We start from the raw sequence: 24,328 nt of genomic DNA, 5'->3' as shown, positions 1-24,328 counted from the left end.
TTACGGAATTCGAAGAAAGTTTTAATGCTAAGGAATGGTTAAGGACCTAATATAATCCGTTCGGTATGCCTTCAGCCTATTTTGTTTATGCTAGAAAGAAGGAGGTGAAGGGAATGGCTATGGATGTATTGTGCGAGGTAGCAAATTGTGTCCACAACCGAAATGGTAAGCAGTGTGGAGCAGACGAAATCTACGTTGTCAGTCATAAAGGAAATCAAGCAAGCAATAGTGAAGAAACGGATTGTAAAACATTTGAGCCTGGTACCCTTTAAACTCTTTGAGGCGTTACCATAAAAAAAGCCGTCCTCAAGCGAGGGCGGCTTCTCGTTTACGCTTCTAATAGTTGTTTTAAACGAGCATAGTCTTTCTCAATGGAGCGCTGCACCAATTTACTCAGAACAGGACGAGCGAGTGAAAAAAGTGTTCCTGGATTTCCTTCGACGAAAGCCTTAACGACACAACCGTCACCTGCAACTTGGACTTCTCTTGTGACTTTAATCGGAAACGTACTATCAACGCTTTCGATTTGAATTTTGTGGTACGGATTGAATTGACGAACAATAAAAGTGGTTTTGATTTCTTTTCCGAGAAATTAAGCTACTTGATCATATGTCGCCCCTTTTCTCAATTCTCCATTGGTAAACGTAGCCGAAACCATACCGCTTTGCCAATTTGGATTGTTCTCGAAATTTGCGATGTAGTTAAAAACAACTTCAGGTGTCCGCTCAATCAAAATACTTGTTTTCACTTCGATTTTTTTTAGTTTTCATTGTATCTTTTCCCTTGCTCTACATAATTTTTAAGGAATGTCCCAAGCAACTCTTTCCACCCTTCCTCATAAGCGGAATGCCAGTTAGGATCAAGTACACCTGATGCTTGATGAGAAAGGGAGAGGAGCGTTGCCCCACGATCTTCTTTTAGTGTATATGCGTAAGCACTCGTAACAGCACCAGTCATGCCAAGAAGGCCATTTAAGCAAATTTCATATGGTGCATGTAGATAAGTGATGGTACCCCAAAGAGCCTGACTGTTTTTTCCCTTCTCTATAAATCGCCCCGCTATTTCATTTTCAAATGAAAGTGTTGAGTCTTCTCCAAATAAGCGATATGCCCACCAGGAGTTAATGTCATCTGTCAATGAAGTAAAGATTTGTTCGATCGGTGCTTCAATGCGCACTTCATGTTCAATTTGAAACGTATTTAGCTTAAATTCGTTCTCCATTTGAGTATTGCCCTTTCAATAGTTGATTGTAATGTTAATAAAGAGGAAGCAACGTTTGATTGAACATAATTCATCCACCGATCAGCCATATTTTGTAGCGAGATTGCGTTTAAAAAATTCAGCCGCTGTCTTCCTTTGCGGCGAACAAGCACGAGGTTGGCTTCTGCAAGTATAGTGAGATGTTTCATAACTGCATAGCGACTTATATTAGCGGAAGCCTCACTTATTTCACCCATTGTTTTGGACCGTTATTAAGCAAGTCCAAAATCTCTCTTCGAATGGGGTGCGTTAATGCTTTGAATGTGATCGATAGTTCTTCTTCTTTGTTCATCTCAGCACTCCAAAATGTGACTATAAGGTAACATAAATAAGTGGCCAATCGTAACGTATTCTAACCAAGCGAACAAGTGAAAATGACAGGTAATGAATGGAATATTTACTTGGTTGTCAAATGTTTATAAGAAATTTCTGATATTTGTTTGCGTTAAAGCATGAAAACTAGTATCATCAAAGAATATAAATTTGGAATTGAATTAATTATCTAATTATATTTACGATTTGGAAGGGTGATTAGAATGGAAGGCAAAAAGGACCTACGAATCAGAAGTAAAGTCATCAGTGAAGGGGTTAACCGAGTGCCAAACCGCTCGATGCTTCGAGCTGTAGGGTTTACGGATGAAGATTTCAAAAAACCAATGATTGGTGTAGCGAGTACGTGGAGTGAAGTTACGCCGTGTAATGTACATATTGACTCTCTTGCGCGTGAGGCGAAAGCGGGTGCTAAGGATAACGGCGGCGCGCCAATGATCTTTAACACAATTACCGTTTCTGATGGAATTGCGATGGGGCATGAAGGAATGTTTTATTCTCTCCCAAGTCGTGAGATTATCGCTGACTCGATTGAAACGGTCACAAATGCTGAACGACTTGATGGAATTGTAGCCATTGGCGGCTGTGACAAAACAACACCTGGCTGTTTAATGGCTATTGGTCGTATGAACATTCCGTCCGTTTATGTATACGGAGGAACCATCCAACCAGGTAAACTTAATGGAAATGATATCGACATAGTTTCTTCATTTGAAGCGGTTGGCCAATACCAAGCTGGTACGATTAACGATGAAGAGTTGCACAAAGTCGAATGCTCTGCATGTCCTGGAGCAGGAGCATGTGGAGGAATGTATACCGCAAATACAATGGCATCTGCAGTTGAAGCACTTGGAATGAGTATCCCGGGATCATCTTCAACACCAGCAGTAAATGATTACAAAGAATCTGAATGTCGTCAGGCGGGGGAACTGGTGGTTTCACTTCTTGAAAAAGATATCTACCCTCGTGACATTATGACTAAAGAAGCATTTGAGAATGCGATCACAGTCGTAATGGCCCTCGGTGGTTCAACTAATGCCTTCTTGCATCTAACGGCAATGGCTCACTCAGCTGGTGTGGACTTATCATTGGATGATTTCGAACGCGTTCGCGAACGTGTTCCGTACATCGCGGATATGAAGCCGAGCGGCAAATATGTGATGCAAGACCTTTATGAGATTGGCGGCGTACCTGCCGTCATGAAGCTTCTTCATGAGCATGGCTTGCTTCACGGAGATTGCCTCACAGTGACTGGAAAAACAGTCGCAGAAAACTTGGCCGAAGCCCCATCGCTAAAAGAAGGACAAGAAATTATCCGTTCTTTAAATGATCCGATTAAAGCAAGCGGACCACTTGTTGTACTTCGAGGTAATCTAGCTCCTGAAGGTTCTGTTGCAAAAATGTCCGGTCAAAAGATTAGCCATTTTGCAGGACCAGCTCGCGTTTATAATAACGAAGCAGAAGCAACTGCAGCAATCGAAGCGGATGATATTAAAGAAGGTGACGTTCTCGTTATTCGTAATGTAGGTCCTAAAGGCGGACCAGGAATGCCGGAAATGCTATCCATTACTTCCATGATTGTTGGGAAAGGGTTGAATGGTAAGGTAGCGCTTATGACAGACGGTCGCTTCTCAGGTGGATCGCACGGTTTCGTTATCGGCCACGTATCTCCAGAGGCATTTGTTGGTGGACCGATTGGCCTCTTAAAAGAAGGCGACACCATTACCATCGATAGTGATAAGCAACAAATTAATTTTGATGTGACAGACGAAGAACTACAGCGTCGCCGTGCAGAATGGGTACGACCTGAGCTTCGATATAAGACAGGTATTCTCGGTAAATATGCAAGACTCGTTTCCTCATCCGCAAAAGGTGCCGTAACGGATTTGGATATTGAATAAAATGAAAAAGCCAGCTTTCTTCTGTATGAAGAAGCTGGCTTTTTCATTTTATTCAGCAAAGGAAATGATTGAGCGGCGGAGAATGAATTTGTATAGGTAAAATAAAAGCTAGAGGAGTGAGTACCCATTTGATAATGAAAGAACACGATCCCCCGCTACATCTCCACAAATTAAGTACCTTATTGGATCGCCTCCCTTCTCATCATCTACGCTTTGAAGAAGTGAAAGAGCAACTTTCCATGTACCAAGCAGGAATATCAGGTGAGAAATCCATTGATTTCCCTCTAAGTTTTTTAGACGATAAGCGGTTTTCAATCTATCATGACTTGCGTATTTCTGACGGTGTTCATCATTTTCAAATAGATACGCTTGTAATCAGCCAGCACTATCTTCTGGTTCTTGAAGTGAAAAACATTTCAGGAATTCTTCATTTTGATCCTACATTCAATCAATTAATACGCATTTCTGACACGAAAGAAGAAGCCTTCCCAAATCCCCTCACTCAGGTGGAACGTCAGCGTTCCCAACTTCGTGCTTTACTTCAAGAAATGAATATCCCAGAAGTACCTATTGAAACGCTTATTGTCATCGCTAACCGAAGAGCAGTAATAAAAGCGACCGAGGCGGTTCAATTCATTTCTTCAAAAGTTATTCGAAGTGAGTACCTGCCTACAAAAGTGAAGTCACTGGATCAACGATATGGGGAATTATGTTTAACGATGAAAGAAGTACGAAAGCTGGGGCGTAATCTTGTTAAACTACATGAGCCGCTTGACCGATCTGTACTGAAGCGATTTTCAATCTCTCGGGAAGACTTGTTAGTTGGTGTAACTTGTCCAGAGTGTGCTCGCCTGGCTATGAGGAGGCTGCACGGTAGATGGTATTGCGAGAGGTGTCGTGCTTATTCGCGTGATGCCCACTTAAGAGCGCTTCAAGACTATGCGTTACTTGTGTCTAGAGAGATTACGAATCAGGAGGCGAGATGGTTTTTGAAGATGGATTCCGGAGATGCTGCTACTCGTTTATTAAAATCTTTAAAAATGGAGTCAACTGGATACACAAAAGGAAGACGCTATAAGTTAGATTTTCGGTTTTTTGATGTTTCGCGGAATTAATTGAATTTCCGCGGAAATAATACGTGTTTTCGCGGAATAAAATCGAATTTCGCGGAATTATCCAGAAGATCGCGGAATTAACTGGATTTCCTCCACCAAACAACCACAAAAAAAGCCCCCCACACACGTGGAGGACCCCATTACTATTGAGAAGACCCGGATTTCTCAAAGTTAAGATCCCAAATCACTCCATAGGCATCTTTAACCTTCGCAAATGTCGCTCCCCAGAAGGTATCCTGAAGCTCCATATAAACGGTGCCTTTTTCTTTCAAGCGCGCATAGAGCGACTCAATTTCTTCAGCGCTATCCAGTTCGAGGGCAAGAGAGATGTTATTACCTACAGTTACGTTTTGATTCAAAAAAGTATCCGATACCATGAAAAAGAGCTCATCTTTTTTGAATCGTGCGTGCATGATGTAATTGTCCATTTCTGGTGGTGTTTCGAAGTCTGCTTCTCCGAACGTTTGGAGATCGGTTATTTCGCCTTCGAAGATTTCTTCGTAGTATGCCAAAGCCTCTCGCGCTGTGCCTTCAAATGTGAAATAAGGAATCGGGTGGTGCTTCATAATCTTCACTCTCCTTTAAATGAGGTCGCTTGTCTATCTAGATCTAGTATAACGTTATGACGAGAAATACTAAAGAACATTCGTTCGTCACGAAGTGTCACAATTCAACGAGGGTTTTTCGTAGGCATATGAAAGAAAACTCACTCTCTTTTAGAGAAAGGAAGAGTGGCTTTTCAGAGCGAATTAGTAAAACAATAGGAGGTGCTCTATGTATCAGAAATTAATTGATCCAAGGGTCTCAGAAACAGATGGAGCAGGACATATTAATAATACAGTCATTCCAGTATGGTTTGAATCTGGTCGAGATCCGATTTTTCGATTGTTTAATCCAGATTTAACCTTTCATGATTGGCACTGCGTCCTTCTAAAAATGAATGTGACATACATCTCCCAACTCTATTACGGAACTCCGATAACTGTATACACTTGGATCAAGAGAATGGGGCGAACGAGTTTTGAGGTTTATGAGGAAATTCATCAGAAAGAAAAAGTTTGTGTAACAGGATCGGCCACGTATGTGAACTACCATTTTGATCAACAAAAAAGCATGCCAATACCAGATGACATACGAAATCAGCTTGAAGCACATCTTTACACAACTCAAAAAGCCACTAGCGAGTAACTTCGCTAGTGGCTTTTCATAAAAGTTAGATGTTGATTTTAACGTCAGCATCTTTCTTTAATTTCTCAACTAATTCTTGAGTTTTCTTCGATTTTTGTTCATCTTCTAGACCTTTTTTGATCTGAGGTTTCACATCTTCATAAGCTGGCATTTCTTCTGAAGTACCCTGTTCTTTTGCCTGATCATAATATTCTTTCATTTCTTCTTCAGTCACTTCATCCACTTCGATTTCCTGGTCGATGTAAGTTGTATATTGGATGTTCTTTGCAATTTCTTTTTCAAGATCTTCCATTGTCATGTCGCTTTGTTCAAGTGCTGCTTCGAACTTCTTCTCATCTTCATAGCCCTCTTTAATACCGGCAAGCTCTTCTTTGATCTTATCGTCGGAAGCTTCAATGCCTTCTTTCTGAGCGGCTTGGAGAATTAATTCCTGTCCAACCATGCTTTCAGCGACTTGTTTTTTCATTTGGTCTAGCTGATCTTTAGGCACTTCCTGGCCCATTTGTACGTACTCCATTTGGCTCTGGCTATAAAGGGCATTGAAATCTTCGCCTTTAATTTCTTCACCATTAACGGTTGCTACTACCTTATCTGCATCAACTTTATCAACTTCCGGTTGTTCCTGCTCTCCGGATTGTGCTTGTTCTTCTGTATTTGTATCTTCTTCTTTCTTGTCATTACTGCTTTCTTCATTTCCTCCACAGGCAGCTAATACAACAATTAGTAAACCTGTTATGAGTAAGTAAGTTAATTTACGCAATTCACATGCTCCTTTCAAAAGGCTGTGTCTATTGTTCCACAAAAAGATAGAGTTGAAAACCCCTAACAATAAGTATGGGATAAATACCACATTCTTATTACATTCTTTCGTGATTCAGGTGGAAGCACTAACTTCTAGGATGCCTAGCGCATAGAGTAATAAGAAGTTTATTACTAAGAGGTGAGACTCCATGATTAATGGGAAGCAGTATGTTGAGCGTATTGATGCGCTTAATAATGAAGTATGGATTGCAGGAGAGAAATGCACAGGCAAAATATCGGAGTTAGCACCATTTAAAGGAATAGTGAAAAGCAAAGCTGCTCTATACGAGTATCAGTGTAAGGAGGAAAACGAAGAGCTTTTTCGTTATGCGTTACCTCATTTAAAGGAAGCATATGGGTTTTCCTATCATCAACCAAAACGGATAAAAGATTTATCCAATCGTCGAAAAGCAACACAGGAGTGGGCAAGGTTGAATGCGGGGTTAATGGGGCGCTCGCCTGACTATATGAATACATTACTTATGACACTTGGTGTTGCGGCTCCACATTTTGCTGAGGACCGGGAAGCCTTTGGTGACAACATCAAAAGATTATATGAAAAAGCAAGAACAGAAGATCTATCCATAACGCATACATTTATTAATCCCCAAGTAAATCGGTCCATTGGTCAGTATTTTGATGACTCTACGATCACAGCTGCTAAGGTTGTAGAAGAAAAGAAGGAAGGCATTGTCATTCATGGTGCAAGATTGTTAGCGACACAGGGAGGATTGACGGATGAACTGCTCGTCTTGCCCGCAGGTGGGCATACGATAGATGATTCGTATATCTTTGGTTTTATGATTCCATCAAACACAAAAGGTCTCAAATTTCTATGTAGGGAATCATTTTGCTATAGTGATTCGAAGTTTGATCATCCATTAGGCTCACAATTTGAGGAAATTGACTCTATTGTTGTGTTTGATCAAGTGCTTGTACCATGGGAATGTGTTTTTATATATAAGAACATCCAGACCGTTGCTGGAATGGAAGATGCGACTGGTATGTACACGTTTCTACAATTTCAATCAGTGTGCAGGCAGGTTGTGAAGTTAGAGTATACTCTTGGGCTTTGCGAATTAATGGGAGATGCCATTCAAATTCAAGAGTATGAGCATGTGAAGCAAAAAATGAGTGAAATTATCACAACTCTTGAGATTATGAAAGCTCTTTTACTAGCATCGGAGGTCAATAGTCACCTCAATCAATATGGAACGCTTGTACCTGATAGTCAGCCGTTGAAAGCTGCCAGTCAATACTTTCCAGCTGTTTACCCGAGGATAATTGAAATTATTCAGTTGCTCGGCGCAAGTGGATTAATTTCCATACCAACTGAAAAAGATTTCAATTCCGATATCCAAGAAGATTTAGCACAATATTTGCAAGGAGCGAATATCGAAGCGAAAGAGCGAGTTCAGTTGTTTCGAATGGCCTGGGACCTTGGTATGAGCGCCTTTGGTTCTCGTCAAACACAATTTGAAAGGTTCTTCTTTGGGGATCCCGTCCGTCTTGCAGCTGTTCATTACAACCGATATTATACTCAGCCATATGTCGATATGGTTGAGGCATTCTTAAATAAAGTAGGAGAATAAAGTCGCCGCTGTGCGGCTTTTGATTTGATTTGTAAGCGTTTTCTTTAGTGTGGAAGGAGACGGGATTGTTATTAACGAATGATGTGAAGGGGGCACAATACATAGAGGAGTTGAAGATATGATAAAAGCATCTATTTCATTATCAAATCGCATCATGCAACGCTATTTACCCGATCCGTTTTTATTTGTAATCATCCTCACTTTCGTGGTATTTGCATTTGGACTTGTTTTTACTGGAAGTTCACCGGTTCAGATGGTGCAATACTTTGGAGAAGGGTTTTGGAGTTTACTAGCTTTTTCTATGCAAATGGTACTCGTTCTTGTAACAGGATATGTTCTTGCGAGTAGTCCTCTTTTCAAGAAAGGCCTTCGTTTTCTTGCGGCGAGAGCAAAAACACCTGGACAAGCCATTGTGTATGTCACACTCGTATCGTTACTAGCAAGCTGGATCAACTGGGGATTTGGTCTTGTGATCGGAGCATTATATGCGAAAGAGCTTGCTAAAAAAGTAGAAAAAGTAGATTACCGATTGCTGATTGCAAGTGCCTATAGTGGATTTCTTGTGTGGCATGGTGGGTTAGCTGGATCGATACCATTGACTATTGCAACACCTGATCATTTTACAGCCGATCTCATTGGAACCATATCAACGAAGGAAACGATCTTTTCCCTATTTAATATCGTGATTGTTGCGTCACTATTTATTCTGTTACCCCTTATTAATTACTTTATGTCTCCAACGGAAGAAGAGCGTGTCCAAATTGATCGCAATTTGCTAGAAGAAGGGAACCTTCATGCTGCAACTCTGGAGGGAGATTTAACACCTGCTGAGCGTCTCGAGAACAGTCGCGTCATCTCGATGATCATTTCATTTGTTGGGCTTGCTTATCTTGTTTATTATTTCGTAAACGCCGGATTTGAACTAAATTTAAATATCGTGAATTTTGGCTTTCTCTTCCTGGGAATTCTTTTTCATGGTACACCTCGTCAGTTTCTTGAATCTGTAGGTAATGCAGTTAAAGGAGCTAGCGGGATTATTATTCAATTTCCTTTTTATGCAGGAATAATGGGGATGATGGTGGCTTCTGGTCTTGCTGCTCAGCTTTCAGAAGGGTTTGTTTCCATCTCAAACGAATTTACCTTTCCATTCTTTGCTTTTTTAAGTGCGGGAATTGTGAATTTCTTTGTCCCTTCTGGTGGGGGACAATGGGCGGTTCAGGCACCTATTATGCTAGATGCAGCAAAGACGCTTGAGGTTTCCGTTCCTAAAACGGCAATGGCTGTCGCATGGGGAGACGCATGGACAAACATGATTCAACCGTTTTGGGCATTACCTGCTCTTGCGATTGCCGGATTAAAAGCAAAAGACATTATGGGATACTGCTTTATTGTTCTAATCGTAAGTGGAGTGGCGATTTCGCTAGGGCTTGTTTTCATAAGATAAGGGAGGGAATTTCCTCCCCTTTGCAATAGAGTAGTGGAAGGATTTAATTCGCACGATCTAGCTTTTGGTTTCGTATGATTCCATAGATTGCAGAAGAAGTGAAAAAGAGACAAAGTATAACAAAAGTAAGGGTGTAAACTAATTTGCTCTCACTATACATATCATAGGCAAACATCCCCATTGCCACAGCGCTAATGAATAGATTGATAAGGGTGAAAGGATGAAATTTTGGATTATCCATTATTCTCCTCCTTTTCCTGTTAGTTTAACATAATTTCTCAAAATAATTAGGCGACAAAATAAAATCGACAGACATAATAAATTTCTATCAATCTAAGGACACGTAAAAGAATATTGTTTAGAGTTCGTCAAAGGTCGTTCATACTCCATTCACAAAAATGTGGTACCGTATGTGGTGAGAGGATGATTTCAGTATGAAGAAGGAATTCCAAGAACGAATAGAAGAATGGAAGAATTTTTTATTTATTTATAAATTTGCTCTGGATGAAATTAATACAAAGTTAACTATCTTAAATGATGAATTTCAATTTGTGCATCAACATAACCCTATTGAGCATGTAAAGTCTCGCATTAAGTCACCAGAAAGCATTATGGCGAAGCTTGAACGTAAAGGTCTTGAAATAACAACTGAAAATGTGAAAAAACATATAAACGATATTGCTGGAGTAAGGGTGACGTGTTCCTTTACAAATGATATTTATCGAATCTATGAAATGATTGAAAGTCAGGATGACATTCGCTTAATTGATGTAAAAGATTATGTTAAGAATCCAAAGCCGAATGGCTATAAAAGTTTGCATCTGATTGTTGAAATTCCGGTCTTTTTATCAAAGGGTCCTGAGTTAGTAAGAGTTGAAATTCAACTGCGTACAATTGCAATGGATTTCTGGGCAAGCTTAGAGCACAAAATTTATTATAAATTTGAAGGTGAAATACCTGGAAATCTTAGTGATGAATTAAAAGAGGCAGCCGAGATTGTACATTATCTTGATGCCAAAATGATGAGAATTAAAAACGAAGTAAATGAATTTAAAGAGCATGAAAAAGAAGAGAAGCAAACAATAACTTAACTTAGGGGTGTTCATGTGAAGAAAATTCGCTGGGGAATCATCGGTTGTGGAAATGTAACAGAGAAGAAGAGCGGCCCGGGTTTTCAGAAAGCCGAGAATTCAGAGCTCGTTGCTGTTATGCGTCGTAACGCAACACTTGCTGAAGACTATGCTAGAAGACACAATGTTCCAAAGTGGTACACAAATGCAGAAGCACTCATTCATGATGAAGAAGTAGATGCGATTTATATCGCTACACCACCATCAACACATAAAGAATACGCCATTCTTGCAGCTAGAGCATCAAAGCCTGTTTATGTGGAAAAGCCAATGGCACTAAATACAGAGGAATGCGAGGAGATGATTAAGGCATGCGATGAGAACGACGTGCCACTGTTTGTTGCCTTCTATCGCCGTGCTATGCCTGCCTTACTGCAAGTGAAGGAAGTAATAGAGAGTGGAGCTCTTGGTAACATTCGATTTGTTACTACGGTGCACCATAAGAAAGCATCAGAACAAGAAAAGAACGGAAACTTGCCATGGCGCGTGCAGCCAGAAATTTCAGGCGGTGGTCACTTCTTTGACCTAGCAAGTCATACGTTAGATTTTCTTGATTATGTACTTGGGCCTATTGAAAGTGTAAATGGATTTGCAACGAATCAGGCGGAGTTGTATCAGGCTGAAGATATTGTCTCTGGTTCATACATCTTTGAATCAGGTGTTCACGGTACGGGGCAATGGTGTTTTAATTCTTATAAGAATGAAGATTGGAATGAGATTGTTGGTGATAAAGGGTCACTCCTCTATTCCACTCTCCAAGAGCGTCCAATGATTCTGAAAGATGAACAGGGCGAACGTGAAATCGAAGTCGTCTACCCTGAGCATGTTCAACAGCCTTTGATTCAGACGATCGTGAATGAGTTGAATGGAGAAAGTCATTCACCAAGTACTGGTAAGACAGCTTTACGAACAAGTAAAGTAATGGATCAGCTTGTGGCAAATTATTATCAGAAAAGCGGAAGCCTATAAAGTAGGCTTCTTTTTTAATTCGTTAAAAGTGGTCAAATGGATAAAATTCATAATATGATCATTTTCCATTTGACATTGATAATCATTATCAATAAAATGAGTATTAGAATAGTTTATCTGAATAAATCTAATTGCCACAACGATAAGCAGGTATATATAGAAAGGGTGCTTTAGATATGTATGAGATGATTCAGGATACAATTGTTTCGAGAAGAACGATTCGCAAATTTCATCCAGACGATATTCCTCTACATACAATTGTGGAGATACTTGAAGATGCCAAATGGGCTCCAAACCATAAATTTAGAGAACCATGGGAAGTAGTCCTATATAAAGGGGATGGGAAAGGTCAACTCATTGATCAAGTGCAGGAAAGCATTGTCCGTAATGAGTTGGATGAAGAGAAGAGCGAGAAGAAGAAGGAGAAAATCAATCAATTCATTAATGAAATCCCCATTCATTTAGTTGTTTATATGAAGTCCTCTGAATCAGCTAAAGAAAGACATGAAGATTTTGCAGCTACATGTGCGTTCATACAAAATGTCCAGCTTCTTTCCTGGTCAAAAGGACTTGGTGTCGTGTGGAAAACAAATGGATTTATTTTTGATCCGGTGTTTCGAGAAGGAATCGGGCTAGAAGCTGATGATGTTATTGTTGGTATGCTTCATATTGGAAAGCCCGCTGTTATTCCGAATCCTAAAGAGCGGAAATCCATTAAGAACAGCCTCACAATTTGCGACACGGCGCCCCAATCTAAAAAAGAACATTCCTCTTGTATGTAAAGAGGAATGTTCTTTTTTCTATGCTACTTTTTCTACTGGTACGTGTTCTTTTTTGCGTGCATTCCACAGTTGATAACCAAACCATCCAGCAGTTAAACATGTGATGCCTCCACCCATGAACATGGAAGTCGCATAAGGTAGCTGAAATCCTTCTGGTGCAAGAAAGAGATAGGTAGCTACGGTCATAGTCATGAAAAGTGCTGGAACGCTACAAATCCAATGGAATTTTTGTTTTTTAACTAGATACATGGCCGCTGTCCAAAGCATCACAGTGGCAACAAGCTGATTCGTGAATCCTACGTATCTCCAAAGGAAAGTGTAATCAATTTGGGTTAAAAGAAAAGTTGGTGTGGCAACAGCTGCCGTTAACAAAAGCGTTTTGCCTTTTCCATCTGCCACTTCTGACTTTCCTTTTTTAGTAAACAAATCAGCTAACATCATTCGAGACGATCGAAGTGATGTATCCCCCGTTGTGATCGGAAGTATGATGACGCCGACGATTGCTAAGATGCCTCCAAACGTTCCAAGTAAGGATGAACTGATTTCATTTACAACCCCAGACGGTCCTCCTGCTGCAAGGGCACCTTGAAGTCCACCTGTACTTCCAAAGAAAGTCATTCCGGCAGCCGCCCAGATAAGAGCAATGACTCCCTCTGCAATCATCGCTCCATAGAAAACCTTTTTTCCATCACTTTCACGTTTCATTGTTCTTGCAATGATTGGGCTTTGAGTCGAATGGAATCCTGAAATCGCTCCACAAGATACTGTGATCATTAAGAGTGGCCATAATGGCAAATTATCTGGATGAAGATTGGCTAATGTTAAGTTTGGTACAGGATTGTCCATAAAGAACAAGCCGATTGCGATTGACACGGCCATCAGGATAAGAATGACGCCGAAAATCGGATAAATACGCCCGATAATTTTATTAACTGGAAGTATGGCTGCTAAAACGAAATAAGCAAAGATTAAGACTAAGCTCATTGTAAAATTAAGCGGTGTAACCTGCGCCATCAGCTGGGCAGGTCCAGCTGTAAAGGCAGCAGCTACTAGAATCATCAGAACGATCGAGATAATATTGATTGTTCCTTTTGCGCCCTTCCCAAGGTAACGACCTACGAGAGATGGATATTGTTCACCGTTATGTCTAAGCGACATCATACCGGAGAAATAATCATGAACAGCCCCTGCGAAGATGGAACCAATGACGATCCAAATAAACGCAACTGGTCCATAAAGAGCACCAAGAACGGCTCCAAAAATAGGACCTAGTCCAGCAATATTAAGTAGCTGAATCAAACTTCCTTTCCACCAGCTCATTGGCATAAAGTCCATGCCGTCTTGCTTTGTATATGCAGGCGTTTCACGATCATCGTCTATGCCGAAAATTCGTTCAACCACCTTAGAATAAACGTAATAGCCAACAATCAATAAACAAATGGCTCCGACAAATGTGATCATGTCTCCCGCCTCCTTTTCGATGTATGAAAATATAACATTCATTCTACTCACCACTGGGAGAAAAAACAATAGAATTATTCAGAAAAAATACATTTTTCTATTAATTCAAACGTTTTCACTAAAAATTGGTTCGTTTGACCTGGTGTTAACTAGTAAAAAGGATGTGAATAACACGAAAACATCATCTGAATATTCTTTCTTTTAGTGATATTGACAGATTAATATAGGTGAGGTGCGAATAACTTACAAAGATATAGGGTGAAAATACGAAAAAGTGGGTATATAGAGAAAGACGATACGTGTGATCGTCTTTCAATCCTTTGAGGAGGTTGTTTTTCGTGTCAGAACGTATTGCGTATTTTGATAATAGTAAAGCTATATTAATATTGTTAGTAGTGGGCGGACATATGCTGACTCCATTTATTGACGATTCACGTTTTTTGTATAGTCTCTACCACGTTATTTTTATTTTTCACATGCCTGCATTTATTTTCCTAGCTGGTTATTTCACTAGAAAGGCCTCTGGAACTAGGTATTTCTGGAAAATATTCACAACGTTTTTATTGCCTTATGTGATTTTTCAAGTTGTTTATTCGATTTATTATACAAACCTTTATCAAAAGTCATTTGCAATCGAGTTTCTAACGCCGCGATGGGCAATGTGGTTCCTTTTATGTATAGCCGCTTATAAACTGATTTCACCGCTTTTGCTTAAAATGAAAGCAAGCATTTTGCTTCAATTAAGTATTGGTGCAGGGCTCGCTGTGGGTTATTTTGATGTTGAGAGATTTTTATCCTTAGATCGACTTTTTGTTTTCTTGCCTTTCTTCGTACTTGGGATGGTCATGGGATGTCGAAAAAAACCGATCAGATTTCCACATATGAAGTGGATAGCACCTGTTGTGCTCGGCGGACTGTTCCTACTGTTTTATTTATACAAAATAGAAGGACTTGCTGATCTACTTTACGGTACGTATGTTTATGAATCTAACACAGACTTGTTGATTCGACTAACTTATTATGTTGGTACAGCAATTGTGATGTTCTTGTTCTTTTCAATGATTCCAGAGGGACCCATTGTAGTTACACCACTCGGATCAAGAACGTTTGCGATTTACTTGTTCCATGGATTTGTTATTAAATGGTTCTTAGAACAGCAGTCGTCTGAAGTGATCGCCACGATATGGGGCGTACCTTTTATTTTAGTCTTTACTTTATTTATTTCCACTTTGTTCGCACTGCCTTTCTTTTCGAAACTATTGGCGTTCGACAGGTGGCTACCATCTCCTGACAAAATGACATCTGCACGAAGATAACAAAAAAACGGTACGTCACTATTCAGTGGCGTACCGTTTTTATATGGGATGGTTGATTCTGATATGAGCTCCGTGGAAAGAATGGCAATTAGGCTTTCATTGTGTCACGCTCTTCAGGCAGAAGAAGAACGTCTTCTTTACACGGATAGGTTTTCTCAATATGTTGTTCTCCCCAGGCGCAAAGTGAATCCAGAATTTCTTTTAAAGACCATCCATAGTCCGTAAGAGAATATTCAACCTTAGGGGGGATTTGGTTATAGACCTTTCTTAGTATCACACCATCTGTCTCTAACTCACGTAGCTGTTGGGTCAGCATTTTCTGAGTAATGCCAGGCATTAACTTTTTAAGTCCACCTGTACGCTTTGTGCCTTCTATTAAATGACAGAGTATGACGACTTTCCACTTTCCTCCGATCACTTCCAGGGCAGCTTCGACAGGAATATTATATTTTTTCATCGTATATACTCCTTACAATAAATATATGTTTGAATTCTATACCCATATCCTATCACCTATAGCTTTGTTTAACCGGAAAAATGATGATACACCCGGCAGCCTTTTCAAAACCGATCAAACATCTACGCAACGTTTAAAATGAGTTACACTAGAGAAGAGTTAATCAAATCGTAATACTTTCTTCAGGAATCACTAATTTTTATTACTTATGATGAGGATATCCTATAAGAGGAAGGAACGATGTTGATGAGTAAGAAAGGATGGATTGGAAGTATCTTTCTTGTGTTTTTGATCGTGGTTGGATGGTGGATGGTTTCTCCTCTTTTTCTTGATGAAGTGGTTGATGAAGATCTCCCGCCAACGATTGAAGCAACGACTAATGCTGAAGAGACATCCAATGAAGAATCAACAGCTGTATCCCACTCAGGGATGTTCGTCGATGGTGATGATGCCCATCATGCTTCAGGGAACGTTACATCATTTTACACCGCTTCGGAACAATGGGTTAGGTTTGAGAACTTCGAAGTGACGAATGGTCCTGACTTATATACTGTACTCGTAAAAGAAGGGCAGTCAACAGATGAAGGAACGATACTTGGGAAATTGAAAGGAAATGTTGGCAGTCAGAACTATCGCATTCCTGATTCGTCTTCACTTGAAGAAGGCGATCGGATTGTCGTTTGGTGCAAAGCATTTGAAGTTGACTTCGGCTTTGCGGAACTGCTTCTTAAGGAATAGAGGTGAAGTGCAATGGCAGAGAAAATCCTGCTCGTGGATGATGAAGAATCCATACTTGACGTTAGTAGGAGGTATTTGGAGAGAGAGGGGTATCACGTGATTACTGCAGCAGATGGAGAAGAGGCTATGAGTAGGTGGGAAAAAGAGAAGCCTGATCTCATTGTACTTGATTTGATGATGCCGTTAAAAGATGGAATGGAAACGGCGGAGGAGATTCGAGCGGTCGATGATGTTCCTATTATTATGCTGACAGCTTTAGGTCAGGAACGAGATCGACTTTTAGGATTAACGATCGGCGCGGATGATTATTTAACTAAACCGTTTAGCCCAAGAGAGCTTGTTCTTAGAGTGCGAAATATATTGCGCCGGACGAAACGACAACATGTGGAGAAAGCCTCTTTCTTAACGTACGGTGAGCTTACAATTGATGAATCTCGAAGAAAAGTAACAGTCGATCGGAATGAAGTGGAATTGACTGTTAAGGAATTTGAACTTCTCTATTTGTTAGCCAGTCATCCTACGCGTGTCTTTCCTCGCTCACAATTGATTGAAGCGATATGGGGGTATGAATTCGACGGTGATGGCAATACGATAAATGTTCATATAAGACGTCTACGTGAAAAAATTGAAAAAGATTCAGCAGAGCCTAAATGGATTAAAACCGTATGGGGCATCGGGTATAAGTTTGAAGGAGAATCAACATGAAATTGCGAACGATGCTAATGCTTGCCAATGGGATATCGATTGCTTTTATCCTAGTCTTTCTCATTATTAGTTACGTAAGAATGGTCCTTTCACCTGAACTGATCCTAACCCTTACGTTCATTACGATTGGAGCTGGTTCTCTATCGATGTTGGCTCATTTTATATTCACATCGCAAATTTTGAAGTCAGTGAATCAGATGACGGAAGATACGAGCAGAATTGCTGAAGGAAAGTTCGATGTCAAGGTGGCAGAGCAAGGGCCAACAGAAATACAGGAGCTTGCACAGCATTTCAATGTGATGTCCGAGAAGCTAAATCTAATGTTTTCAGAAGTGAAGCGTTCTGAGCAATACAAAACAGAATTGATTGCGAACGTTTCCCATGATTTAAGGACACCTGTTTCTTCGATTCGATCTTTTGCTGAAGCACTTCAAGATGGCGTCGTTACAGATGAGAAAACAAAAAGCCAGTATCTAGATACGATTGAAAGAGAAACAGAACGGCTTAGCCACTTGATTGAAGAGCTGTTGAATTTATCTCAACTAGAAAGTGGCACTTTACCATATGAACCTAGGTTCGTTCACCCTGACGTCGTTTTAGTTGAAACGCTACAGCAGTTCGATCGCAAGCTACAAGAGAGAGAGATTGAACTTGCAGTTGAAATTGATGAAGAGCTAGGTGTCATCCCTATGATGCCAGACCATATCAAACGCGTGCTTACGAACTTAATTCAAAATGCAATCGCGTTCTCAGATGATCATTCTACGATCCATATTACACTGAAAAAGGTTGAGACAGCTGCTCTCTTCTTTATAAGAGATGAAGGAAACGGAATTCCGAAAGAAGAACAAGAACGGATTTTTGATCGTTTTTACCGTGTAGAGAAATCGCGTAACACAAGGTACGGAGGTTCCGGACTGGGTCTAGCTATATCAAGACAATTGATTGAGCTTCATGGAGGGAAGATAGGCGTTGAAAGTAACGTAGGTCATGGCAGCGAATTTTGGTTTATGCTTCCACTTGAGAAGAAGGAGGAATAATGAATGAAGATAACGAGATGGTTTCTGTTAATTGGGATTGCGGCAGTGCTCGTATTTGCTATTCCAAAACTTTATGATGTGATTTTTAAACGTTCTTATGGAAGCGAGCCAGCACAAGCTGTACAGGATAATGAAGCGATGGCGACTTTTGCAGGAGGATGTTTCTGGTGTATGGAGCCGCCGTTTGAGAAATTAGATGGCGTAAGAGAAGCGGTCTCAGGCTATACTGGCGGGAATACAGAAAATCCTTCTTATGAAGAGGTATCTTCTGGTGGAACCGGGCATGTGGAAGCTGTCCAAGTATATTATGACCCTTCCGTTGTGAGCTATGAAACATTGTTAGATGTATTTTGGAGACAAATCGATCCTACTGATGATGAAGGACAGTTTGTTGATAGGGGAGACCAATATTTATCTGGAATTTTCTATCATAATGAAGAGCAAAAGAAAGCTGCTATAGCGTCTAAGGAAGATATTCAAAGTTCAAACAGATTTAATAAACCTATTGTCACGCCTATCGAACAAGCAGAAACATTTTATGTAGCGGAAGAGTATCATCAAGATTATTACAAAGAAAATGAACTGCGGTATAAATATTATCGAAATAATTCAGGACGAGATCAGTTTCTTGAGAAAGCATGGGGAGATGATCTTGAGGTAGATGCACCAGAAGCGAAGACAAATCTCACGTATTCTGATGAAGAGCTAAAAGAGATGCTTACACCGATTCAATATAGTGTGACGCAAGAGGACGACACAGAGAAAGCTTTTGATAATGAGTATTGGGATAACAAAGAAGAAGGAATCTATGTCGATATCGTTTCAGGAGAACCTCTTTTTAGTTCAGCGGATAAATATAAATCAGGAACAGGATGGCCTAGCTTCACAAAGCCCCTTGTACCTGAGAATATTGTAGAGAAAGAGGATAAAAGTTGGTTTACGGTTAGGACGGAAGTAAGAAGTAAGAACGCTGACTCTCATTTAGGTCACGTTTTTGAAGATGGCCCTGAACCAACAGGTCTCCGCTATTGCTTAAACTCTGCAGCGCTTGATTTTATTCCAAAAGAAGAAATGAAAGAAAAGGGTTACGGAGAATATTTGGATGAATTTGAAGAAGGGGCAGAATCCTAATGGATTCTGCTTTTTTTGTTCATGATAGAAGAATAAGAGTAGTTGAATAAGATTTCTACATTGAATACATACACATAGGGGTATATAATACAGGTCATGTGAGGTGAATAAGAATGGAAAATAAAAAGGCAGATGGACGTGTGCAACAGTTATTAGCGAATGAGCGCACGTTTCTAGCATGGGTTCGAACATCTATTGCGATCATTGGTATTGGTTTTCTAACAGCAAGCTTACATTTTACTAGAGCTGCTGGAGAGAGAGCTGATGATCAGGTCGCCGTGTTTATTAGTTTCTCATCTTTATTTTTTGGATTATTAACGATCGCTGGAGGAGCGGTGCAGTTCTACCGAACGAAAAAACGCATTATGAAATTTGAGGTTCCTTCTTCTTCATGGATTGTTGTGTTTCTTCTTATAGTAGTGTTGTTAATGATTGCACTGATCGCCACGTATTTTATCATTCAAATCAATTGTCTTTCTTAAGACCAGGGTGTTGACATTTCATATAGGTGCGTTATAATACCCCTATAGGTATTAAAAAACACAAACGAATTTGATTTACAGATAAATTTTTTTACTTGATTTTATACCCCTAAGGGTATAAAATGGGGAGGGAATGAAATGCAATACGATAAAGCAGTTATGAATCGATTGAAGCGGATTGAAGGACAAATTCGCGGTGTTATCCAGATGATGGAACAAGAGAAAAGCTGTGAAGACATTGTAAATCAGCTTTCTGCCACTCGTTCTGGTATCGATCGTTCGATTGGATTAATTGTAAGTTCAAATCTTGAACAGTGTCTTCACCAACAGATTGAACAGGGAGAATCTACTGATGATGTTGTGAAAGAAGCTGTTAATCTTTTAGTAAGAAGTCGATAATAAAAAAATTTAATACATTATATACCCCTAGGTGTATAAGAGGAGGAAATAGAATGAGTGAACAAAAGAAAACAACGATTGTCCTATTTAGTGGAGATTACGACAAAGCAATGGCTGCTTACATTATCGCGAATGGTGCCGCTGCATATGACCATGAGGTAACCATTTTCCATACATTCTGGGGATTAAACGCTCTTAGGAAAGATCAGCAAGTTGAAGTCAATAAAGGGTTCCTAGAGAAAATGTTTGGCAAAATGATGCCGCGCGGTGCTGATAAAATGGGTCTTTCAAAAATGAACTATGGTGGAATGGGAAAGAAGATGATTAAGAACGTCATTAAGAAGCACAATGTAACAGAACTTCCGCAGCTGATTGAGCTTGCGCAAGAACAGGAAGTGAAGCTCGTTGCTTGTACGATGACAATGGATCTTTTAGGTCTTCAAAAGGATGAGCTGCTAGAAGAAATCGAGTATGCAGGTGTTGCTGCATATCTAGGCGACGCTGAAGATGGTAACGTCAATCTCTTCATTTAAGGAGCGAAAAGAATGGAACTTTTGCTAATAGCTGTCATTGTGATAGCTGGATGGTTCATTTATAAAAAGGTAGGACCAGGAAAAGGTGTAACATCGATCACCTCTGAAGAAGCAAAAAGGAAGTTTGGCGATCGCAACGTTCAATTTATTGATGTTCGTACACCTGGTGAATATAAAGGTCAAAAAGTGAAGCAATTTAAAAATATGCCGCTCAACGAACTGAGCAAACGCACAAAGGAACTTGATTCTAATAAAGAAGTCGTCGTGATTTGTCAAAGTGGAATGAGAAGTTCAAAAGCTTGCGGAGAATTGAAGAGACAAGGATTCACGTCTGTATCAAATGTTCGTGGCGGAATGAATATGTGGAAATAGGAGTAATTAGAATGTCTGGTTATGTAAAAGATGTAACGCCAACTGAAGTTAATAACATGTTGAAGGAAAATAAATCAATTAGTATTATCGATGTTCGCGGACCAGAAGAGGTGGCAGAAGGAAAGGTTCCTGGTGCTTACAATCTACCGGTTAATGAATTACAGGGAAGAATGAATGAGCTTGATAAGGATAAGGAGCATATTATTGTCTGCCGATCAGGTGGCAGAAGCAGCATGGCTTCTATGGTTCTAAAATCAAACGGGTATTCCGTGTTAAATATGACAGGCGGCATGCTTGAATGGACTGGAGAAACAGAATAACTACAGGGGGTAGACTAATGATACAAACTGATCACGTACTCGATGCAAAGGGCCTAGCGTGCCCGATGCCAATTGTGAAAACGAAGAAAATGATGAAGGATCTTGAAGCAGGAGTCGTTCTTGAAATTCTAGCAACAGATAAAGGATCAAAAGCAGATCTTAAGGCATGGGCTGACAAAGTAGGGCATCACTATCTTGGAACAATTGAAGAAGGTGACGTTTTGAAACATTATCTTCGTAAAGCTTCAGATGGTGAGACGACACTTGAGCAGAGTCATCCACATGTGATTTCAAATGCAGATCTTACAGCTAAACTCTCAGGTGATGAAATGACGATCGTTGACGTAAGAGAGCCAGCAGAATATGCGTTCAGTCACCTTCCAAATGCGATTTCTTTGCCACTTGGCGATTTAGATAATCGTATGGCAGAGTTAGATAAAGGGAAGAAGATTTATGTAGTTTGTCGTACAGGTACAAGAAGCGATCTTGCGGCTCAAAAGTTAGCTGAAAATGGCTATGATGTGATCAATGTTGTACCAGGAATGTCCGAGTGGGATGGTCCTACTACATCAGATCTTTAAATGATAAAAGGGCGGGGATTTTTCCCCGCGTACAACTTAAATTTTTTTGGAATTATAAATACGGATGGGGGTATATGAAGTGGGTTTAAAACAAAAACATGCAAGTGAAGTAGCAAAAAAAGTGATTAATAAGCAAGAGCTTTTTATTCTCGATGTAAGAAATGAAGAAGCTTATAGCGATTGGAAAATCGAAGGTGAATCTGTTACGTCGATGAATGTTCCGTACTTCGATTTAATTGACGGCGTTGAAGAGATCCTGCCAAAGCTTCCAAAGGATAAAGAAATTCTAGTTGTATGTGCAAAAGAAGGTTCTTCAATCTTTGTAGGTGAAGAACTCGTTGAAGCGGGAATGGAGAATGTATCTTATCTTTCTGGCGGAATGAAGGCATGGAGTGAATACCTTGAACCTGTTAAAGTAGGCGATCTTCCGGGAGGAGCACTCTATCAATTTGTTCGCCTTGGTAAAGGGTGTCTTTCATATTTGATTGAATCAAATGGAGAGGCTGCTATAGTGGATGCGAATCGAATGATTGAGAATTACACAACCTTTGCAGAAAACAAAGGTCTTACGATTAAAGCAACATTTGATACACACCTTCACGCAGATCACATTTCTGGGGGAAAGACGTTAGCTGACCAGGTAAATGGAACGTATTACCTTCCAGAAGAAGATGCTGGTGAAGTAACATTCGAATATTCAGCACTTAAAGAAGGAACTTCAGTGTCTATTGGAAACGTAACAGTTGAACCGATCTACTCTCCAGGACACACCATCGGAAGTACGTCACTTATGATCAATGATGCTTACCTTTTAACTGGTGATATTCTATTTGTTGAATCAATTGGTCGCCCGGATTTAGCTGGCAAAGCTGAAGATTGGGTTCTTGACCTTCGCACAACACTTTATAACCGGTATAAAGTGATGGCAGGGGAATTAGTTGTTCTTCCAGCTCACTTCTCAAAAATGGCTGAACTTGATGAAACTGGAGGCGTGTCTGCAAAACTTCAGGATCTTTACCAAAAGAATGACGGTCTAAATGTGGAGAAGGAAGAAGATTTCAGAAAAATGGTAACCGAGAATCTCCCGCCACAGCCTAATGCTTATCAGGAAATTCGTGAAACAAATATGGGGAAAATTACCCCTGATGAAGAAACAAAAAGAGAAATGGAAATTGGACCAAACCGCTGTGCGGTTAACTAATAAGGAGGAATTAAAAATGGATGCACAAAAAACATTAGATACAAAAGGGCTAGCATGCCCAATGCCAATCGTAAAAACAAAAAAAGCAATGAAAGACATGGAGTCAGGTGAAGTTCTTGAAGTTCAAGCGACTGATAAAGGAGCTCAAAGTGACCTTACTGCATGGGCGAAATCAGGTGGTCATGAACTAATGAAGTCTGAAGAAACAGACGGCGTGTTCTATTTCTGGATTAAAAAAGCTTAGCAAATGATAGGAGGTACTGGATAAGTACCTCCGTTTTAATGTAAGGGGTGAACAAGATGGATTTGAGTTTTATAATAACGATTTTTGCAATTGGATTTATTGGATCTTTTATTTCAGGAATGGTTGGAATCGGTGGTTCTATTATTAAATACCCGATGCTACTTTATATCCCACCACTACTCGGTTTTGCGGCATTTAGTGCCCACGAAGTTTCAGGTATTAGTGCGGTTCAGGTATTCTTCGCAACCATTGGTGGTGTTTGGGCTTACCGTAAAGGTGGTTATCTTAATAAGCAATTGATCCTCTACATGGGGGTTAGCATTCTAATCGGTAGCTTTATCGGAGGATATGGTTCGACAATTATGTCCGAACAGGGAATCAATGTCGTCTATGGCCTGCTTGCTGCGATTGCAGCTGTCATGATGTTTATACCAAAAAAAGGCATTGATGATATACCGCTTGATCAGGTGAAATTCAATAAACTACTTTCATCAGCTCTTGCCTTTATTGTAGGTATTGGCGCTGGGATCGTTGGCGCCGCAGGAGCATTTCTTCTCGTTCCGATCATGCTCGTCGTGCTAAAGATTCCGACGCGGATGACGATTGCATCTTCTCTTGCGATCACGTTTATTTCTTCGATAGGTTCGACGGTAGGGAAATTCGCGACAGGTCAGGTTCTTTTACTTCCTGCTGCGATTATGATTGTCGCAAGCTTAATTGCTTCGCCACTTGGTGCGAATGCTGGTAAGAAAATAAATACAAAAATTCTACAGTGGGTACTTGCTGCCCTTATTCTTGGAACGTCTATTAAGATTTGGATTGACCTTCTCTCATAA

At 40.2% G+C, this 24,328-nt stretch carries 30 protein-coding genes; 23 read left to right on the top strand and 7 right to left on the bottom strand.

Annotated elements, in window-relative coordinates:
* Positions 1-113 precede the first annotated feature (113 nt).
* A complete protein-coding gene (locus ABVF21_RS18730) occupies positions 114-272 on the top strand; it encodes a DUF1540 domain-containing protein (protein WP_283153626.1) in 159 nt (52 codons plus the stop codon).
* A 320-nt stretch (positions 273-592) separates the two neighbouring features.
* Here ABVF21_RS18730 and ABVF21_RS18725 read toward each other — a convergent pair whose 3' ends face one another.
* On the bottom strand, positions 593-748 hold the full coding sequence (locus ABVF21_RS18725) for a hypothetical protein (protein WP_371018760.1): 156 nt from the start codon (positions 746-748) through the stop codon (positions 593-595).
* An 11-nt stretch (positions 749-759) separates the two neighbouring features.
* Positions 760-1,221: an SRPBCC family protein gene (locus tag ABVF21_RS18720; RefSeq protein ID WP_371018759.1), complete on the bottom strand. Its 462-nt coding sequence runs from the start codon at positions 1,219-1,221 to the stop codon at positions 760-762.
* 575 nt (positions 1,222-1,796) lie between these two features.
* On the opposite strand from ABVF21_RS18720, the gene ilvD reads away from it, so the two are divergent.
* On the top strand, positions 1,797-3,491 hold the full coding sequence (gene ilvD, locus ABVF21_RS18715; protein ID WP_303535220.1) for a dihydroxy-acid dehydratase: 1,695 nt from the start codon (positions 1,797-1,799) through the stop codon (positions 3,489-3,491).
* 134 nt (positions 3,492-3,625) lie between these two features.
* Positions 3,626-4,606 carry a nuclease-related domain-containing protein gene (locus ABVF21_RS18710; protein WP_371018774.1) on the top strand — a complete coding sequence of 327 codons (981 nt, stop codon included), beginning with the start codon at positions 3,626-3,628 and terminating at the stop codon, positions 4,604-4,606.
* A gap of 143 nt (positions 4,607-4,749) precedes the next feature.
* Here ABVF21_RS18710 and ABVF21_RS18705 read toward each other — a convergent pair whose 3' ends face one another.
* On the bottom strand, positions 4,750-5,172 hold the full coding sequence (locus ABVF21_RS18705) for a VOC family protein (RefSeq protein WP_371018758.1): 423 nt from the start codon (positions 5,170-5,172) through the stop codon (positions 4,750-4,752).
* A 208-nt stretch (positions 5,173-5,380) separates the two neighbouring features.
* Between ABVF21_RS18705 and ABVF21_RS18700 the strand changes: the two genes are divergently transcribed.
* The gene (locus ABVF21_RS18700; RefSeq protein ID WP_303535222.1) at positions 5,381-5,794 is read left to right on the top strand and encodes an acyl-CoA thioesterase; all 414 of its coding nucleotides are present in this window, start codon (positions 5,381-5,383) and stop codon (positions 5,792-5,794) included.
* Between the two features lie 25 nt (positions 5,795-5,819).
* On the opposite strand, the gene ABVF21_RS18695 is transcribed toward ABVF21_RS18700, so the two are convergent.
* Entirely contained in the window at positions 5,820-6,554 is a 735-nt protein-coding gene (locus tag ABVF21_RS18695) for a SurA N-terminal domain-containing protein (protein ID WP_303535223.1), read from the bottom strand.
* Between the two features lie 190 nt (positions 6,555-6,744).
* Between ABVF21_RS18695 and hpaB the strand changes: the two genes are divergently transcribed.
* Complete coding sequence (hpaB, locus tag ABVF21_RS18690) at positions 6,745-8,187, top strand: 4-hydroxyphenylacetate 3-monooxygenase, oxygenase component (RefSeq protein WP_371018757.1); 1,443 nt, start codon at positions 6,745-6,747, stop codon at positions 8,185-8,187.
* 121 nt (positions 8,188-8,308) lie between these two features.
* Positions 8,309-9,631: a short-chain fatty acid transporter gene (locus ABVF21_RS18685; protein ID WP_371018773.1), complete on the top strand. Its 1,323-nt coding sequence runs from the start codon at positions 8,309-8,311 to the stop codon at positions 9,629-9,631.
* 43 nt (positions 9,632-9,674) lie between these two features.
* Here the strand turns inward: ABVF21_RS18685 and ABVF21_RS18680 are convergent, their stop codons facing one another.
* Positions 9,675-9,872 (bottom strand): hypothetical protein, encoded by a 198-nt coding sequence (locus ABVF21_RS18680; protein ID WP_283153635.1) that lies wholly within the window; start codon positions 9,870-9,872, stop codon positions 9,675-9,677.
* Positions 9,873-10,065: 193 nt separating this feature from the next.
* Here ABVF21_RS18680 and ABVF21_RS18675 point away from each other — a divergent pair, with 193 nt between their 5' ends.
* The 3 genes from ABVF21_RS18675 to ABVF21_RS18665 all read left to right on the top strand — a co-directional run bounded on the left by ABVF21_RS18675 (position 10,066) and on the right by ABVF21_RS18665 (position 12,512).
* A complete protein-coding gene (locus ABVF21_RS18675) occupies positions 10,066-10,722 on the top strand; it encodes a GTP pyrophosphokinase (protein ID WP_283153636.1) in 657 nt (218 codons plus the stop codon).
* 15 nt (positions 10,723-10,737) lie between these two features.
* The gene (locus ABVF21_RS18670; protein WP_371018756.1) at positions 10,738-11,730 is read left to right on the top strand and encodes a Gfo/Idh/MocA family protein; all 993 of its coding nucleotides are present in this window, start codon (positions 10,738-10,740) and stop codon (positions 11,728-11,730) included.
* A 176-nt stretch (positions 11,731-11,906) separates the two neighbouring features.
* Positions 11,907-12,512, top strand: coding sequence for a nitroreductase family protein (locus tag ABVF21_RS18665; protein ID WP_303535231.1), 606 nt, complete (start codon positions 11,907-11,909; stop codon positions 12,510-12,512).
* A gap of 18 nt (positions 12,513-12,530) precedes the next feature.
* On the opposite strand, the gene ABVF21_RS18660 is transcribed toward ABVF21_RS18665, so the two are convergent.
* Entirely contained in the window at positions 12,531-13,973 is a 1,443-nt protein-coding gene (locus ABVF21_RS18660; protein ID WP_283153639.1) for a carbon starvation CstA family protein, read from the bottom strand.
* A gap of 338 nt (positions 13,974-14,311) precedes the next feature.
* On the opposite strand from ABVF21_RS18660, the gene ABVF21_RS18655 reads away from it, so the two are divergent.
* Positions 14,312-15,289: an acyltransferase family protein gene (locus ABVF21_RS18655; protein ID WP_371018755.1), complete on the top strand. Its 978-nt coding sequence runs from the start codon at positions 14,312-14,314 to the stop codon at positions 15,287-15,289.
* A gap of 88 nt (positions 15,290-15,377) precedes the next feature.
* Here ABVF21_RS18655 and ABVF21_RS18650 read toward each other — a convergent pair whose 3' ends face one another.
* The gene (locus tag ABVF21_RS18650) at positions 15,378-15,746 is read right to left on the bottom strand and encodes a winged helix-turn-helix transcriptional regulator (RefSeq protein ID WP_283153641.1); all 369 of its coding nucleotides are present in this window, start codon (positions 15,744-15,746) and stop codon (positions 15,378-15,380) included.
* A gap of 240 nt (positions 15,747-15,986) precedes the next feature.
* On the opposite strand from ABVF21_RS18650, the gene ABVF21_RS18645 reads away from it, so the two are divergent.
* The 13 genes from ABVF21_RS18645 to ABVF21_RS18585 all read left to right on the top strand — a co-directional run bounded on the left by ABVF21_RS18645 (position 15,987) and on the right by ABVF21_RS18585 (position 24,328).
* A complete protein-coding gene (locus tag ABVF21_RS18645; protein WP_371018754.1) occupies positions 15,987-16,484 on the top strand; it encodes a DM13 domain-containing protein in 498 nt (165 codons plus the stop codon).
* Positions 16,485-16,496: 12 nt separating this feature from the next.
* Positions 16,497-17,189, top strand: coding sequence for a response regulator transcription factor (locus ABVF21_RS18640; protein ID WP_303535235.1), 693 nt, complete (start codon positions 16,497-16,499; stop codon positions 17,187-17,189).
* Positions 17,186-18,229, top strand: coding sequence for a sensor histidine kinase (locus ABVF21_RS18635; protein ID WP_371018753.1), 1,044 nt, complete (start codon positions 17,186-17,188; stop codon positions 18,227-18,229). The genes ABVF21_RS18640 and ABVF21_RS18635 overlap by 4 nt, the downstream gene beginning before the upstream one ends.
* A 3-nt stretch (positions 18,230-18,232) precedes the next feature.
* Positions 18,233-19,360, top strand: a complete 1,128-nt coding sequence (gene msrB / locus ABVF21_RS18630) for a peptide-methionine (R)-S-oxide reductase MsrB (RefSeq protein ID WP_371018752.1) — start codon at positions 18,233-18,235, stop codon at positions 19,358-19,360.
* A 113-nt stretch (positions 19,361-19,473) separates the two neighbouring features.
* Complete coding sequence (locus ABVF21_RS18625) at positions 19,474-19,842, top strand: YidH family protein (RefSeq protein ID WP_371018751.1); 369 nt, start codon at positions 19,474-19,476, stop codon at positions 19,840-19,842.
* A 138-nt stretch (positions 19,843-19,980) separates the two neighbouring features.
* On the top strand, positions 19,981-20,241 hold the full coding sequence (locus tag ABVF21_RS18620; protein WP_194218830.1) for a metal-sensitive transcriptional regulator: 261 nt from the start codon (positions 19,981-19,983) through the stop codon (positions 20,239-20,241).
* 53 nt (positions 20,242-20,294) lie between these two features.
* Complete coding sequence (locus tag ABVF21_RS18615) at positions 20,295-20,774, top strand: DsrE/DsrF/DrsH-like family protein (protein WP_194218831.1); 480 nt, start codon at positions 20,295-20,297, stop codon at positions 20,772-20,774.
* A 12-nt stretch (positions 20,775-20,786) separates the two neighbouring features.
* Positions 20,787-21,146 carry a rhodanese-like domain-containing protein gene (locus ABVF21_RS18610; protein WP_371018750.1) on the top strand — a complete coding sequence of 120 codons (360 nt, stop codon included), beginning with the start codon at positions 20,787-20,789 and terminating at the stop codon, positions 21,144-21,146.
* Positions 21,147-21,157: 11 nt separating this feature from the next.
* Positions 21,158-21,466, top strand: a complete 309-nt coding sequence (locus tag ABVF21_RS18605; RefSeq protein ID WP_371018749.1) for a rhodanese-like domain-containing protein — start codon at positions 21,158-21,160, stop codon at positions 21,464-21,466.
* Between the two features lie 17 nt (positions 21,467-21,483).
* Positions 21,484-22,047, top strand: coding sequence for a sulfurtransferase TusA family protein (locus ABVF21_RS18600; protein WP_283153647.1), 564 nt, complete (start codon positions 21,484-21,486; stop codon positions 22,045-22,047).
* Between the two features lie 79 nt (positions 22,048-22,126).
* Positions 22,127-23,248, top strand: coding sequence for an MBL fold metallo-hydrolase (locus tag ABVF21_RS18595; protein ID WP_371018748.1), 1,122 nt, complete (start codon positions 22,127-22,129; stop codon positions 23,246-23,248).
* Positions 23,249-23,264: 16 nt separating this feature from the next.
* Positions 23,265-23,492, top strand: a complete 228-nt coding sequence (locus tag ABVF21_RS18590) for a sulfurtransferase TusA family protein (RefSeq protein WP_194218836.1) — start codon at positions 23,265-23,267, stop codon at positions 23,490-23,492.
* 56 nt (positions 23,493-23,548) lie between these two features.
* Positions 23,549-24,328 carry a sulfite exporter TauE/SafE family protein gene (locus tag ABVF21_RS18585; protein ID WP_283153649.1) on the top strand — a complete coding sequence of 260 codons (780 nt, stop codon included), beginning with the start codon at positions 23,549-23,551 and terminating at the stop codon, positions 24,326-24,328.

Source organism: Pseudalkalibacillus sp. JSM 102089 (assembly GCF_041366475.1).
GTDB classification, from domain to species: Bacteria; Bacillota; Bacilli; order Bacillales; family Guptibacillaceae; genus Guptibacillus; species Guptibacillus hwajinpoensis_B.
Note: the sequence above shows the minus strand (reverse complement) of the source record. Positions and strands in the feature narration are given on the sequence as shown.

What these genes read in the sequence shown, in the direction of transcription:
- ABVF21_RS18610 (WP_371018750.1), top strand. Translation starts at nt 20,787, where the DNA reads ATGGAACTTTTGCTAATAGCTGTCATTGTGATAGCTGGATGGTTCATT.
- ABVF21_RS18720 (WP_371018759.1), bottom strand. Translation starts at nt 1,221, where the DNA reads ATGGAGAACGAATTTAAGCTAAATACGTTTCAAATTGAACATGAAGTG.
- ABVF21_RS18635 (WP_371018753.1), top strand. Translation starts at nt 17,186, where the DNA reads ATGAAATTGCGAACGATGCTAATGCTTGCCAATGGGATATCGATTGCT.
- ABVF21_RS18675 (WP_283153636.1), top strand. Translation starts at nt 10,066, where the DNA reads ATGAAGAAGGAATTCCAAGAACGAATAGAAGAATGGAAGAATTTTTTA.
- ABVF21_RS18680 (WP_283153635.1), bottom strand. Translation starts at nt 9,872, where the DNA reads ATGGATAATCCAAAATTTCATCCTTTCACCCTTATCAATCTATTCATT.
- ABVF21_RS18625 (WP_371018751.1), top strand. Translation starts at nt 19,474, where the DNA reads ATGGAAAATAAAAAGGCAGATGGACGTGTGCAACAGTTATTAGCGAAT.
- ilvD (WP_303535220.1), top strand. Translation starts at nt 1,797, where the DNA reads ATGGAAGGCAAAAAGGACCTACGAATCAGAAGTAAAGTCATCAGTGAA.
- ABVF21_RS18645 (WP_371018754.1), top strand. Translation starts at nt 15,987, where the DNA reads ATGTTGATGAGTAAGAAAGGATGGATTGGAAGTATCTTTCTTGTGTTT.
- ABVF21_RS18665 (WP_303535231.1), top strand. Translation starts at nt 11,907, where the DNA reads ATGTATGAGATGATTCAGGATACAATTGTTTCGAGAAGAACGATTCGC.
- ABVF21_RS18590 (WP_194218836.1), top strand. Translation starts at nt 23,265, where the DNA reads ATGGATGCACAAAAAACATTAGATACAAAAGGGCTAGCATGCCCAATG.
- ABVF21_RS18600 (WP_283153647.1), top strand. Translation starts at nt 21,484, where the DNA reads ATGATACAAACTGATCACGTACTCGATGCAAAGGGCCTAGCGTGCCCG.
- ABVF21_RS18705 (WP_371018758.1), bottom strand. Translation starts at nt 5,172, where the DNA reads ATGAAGCACCACCCGATTCCTTATTTCACATTTGAAGGCACAGCGCGA.
- ABVF21_RS18605 (WP_371018749.1), top strand. Translation starts at nt 21,158, where the DNA reads ATGTCTGGTTATGTAAAAGATGTAACGCCAACTGAAGTTAATAACATG.
- ABVF21_RS18650 (WP_283153641.1), bottom strand. Translation starts at nt 15,746, where the DNA reads ATGAAAAAATATAATATTCCTGTCGAAGCTGCCCTGGAAGTGATCGGA.
- hpaB (WP_371018757.1), top strand. Translation starts at nt 6,745, where the DNA reads ATGATTAATGGGAAGCAGTATGTTGAGCGTATTGATGCGCTTAATAAT.
- ABVF21_RS18730 (WP_283153626.1), top strand. Translation starts at nt 114, where the DNA reads ATGGCTATGGATGTATTGTGCGAGGTAGCAAATTGTGTCCACAACCGA.
- ABVF21_RS18660 (WP_283153639.1), bottom strand. Translation starts at nt 13,973, where the DNA reads ATGATCACATTTGTCGGAGCCATTTGTTTATTGATTGTTGGCTATTAC.
- msrB (WP_371018752.1), top strand. Translation starts at nt 18,233, where the DNA reads ATGAAGATAACGAGATGGTTTCTGTTAATTGGGATTGCGGCAGTGCTC.
- ABVF21_RS18585 (WP_283153649.1), top strand. Translation starts at nt 23,549, where the DNA reads ATGGATTTGAGTTTTATAATAACGATTTTTGCAATTGGATTTATTGGA.
- ABVF21_RS18620 (WP_194218830.1), top strand. Translation starts at nt 19,981, where the DNA reads ATGCAATACGATAAAGCAGTTATGAATCGATTGAAGCGGATTGAAGGA.
- ABVF21_RS18615 (WP_194218831.1), top strand. Translation starts at nt 20,295, where the DNA reads ATGAGTGAACAAAAGAAAACAACGATTGTCCTATTTAGTGGAGATTAC.
- ABVF21_RS18700 (WP_303535222.1), top strand. Translation starts at nt 5,381, where the DNA reads ATGTATCAGAAATTAATTGATCCAAGGGTCTCAGAAACAGATGGAGCA.
- ABVF21_RS18710 (WP_371018774.1), top strand. Translation starts at nt 3,626, where the DNA reads ATGAAAGAACACGATCCCCCGCTACATCTCCACAAATTAAGTACCTTA.
- ABVF21_RS18640 (WP_303535235.1), top strand. Translation starts at nt 16,497, where the DNA reads ATGGCAGAGAAAATCCTGCTCGTGGATGATGAAGAATCCATACTTGAC.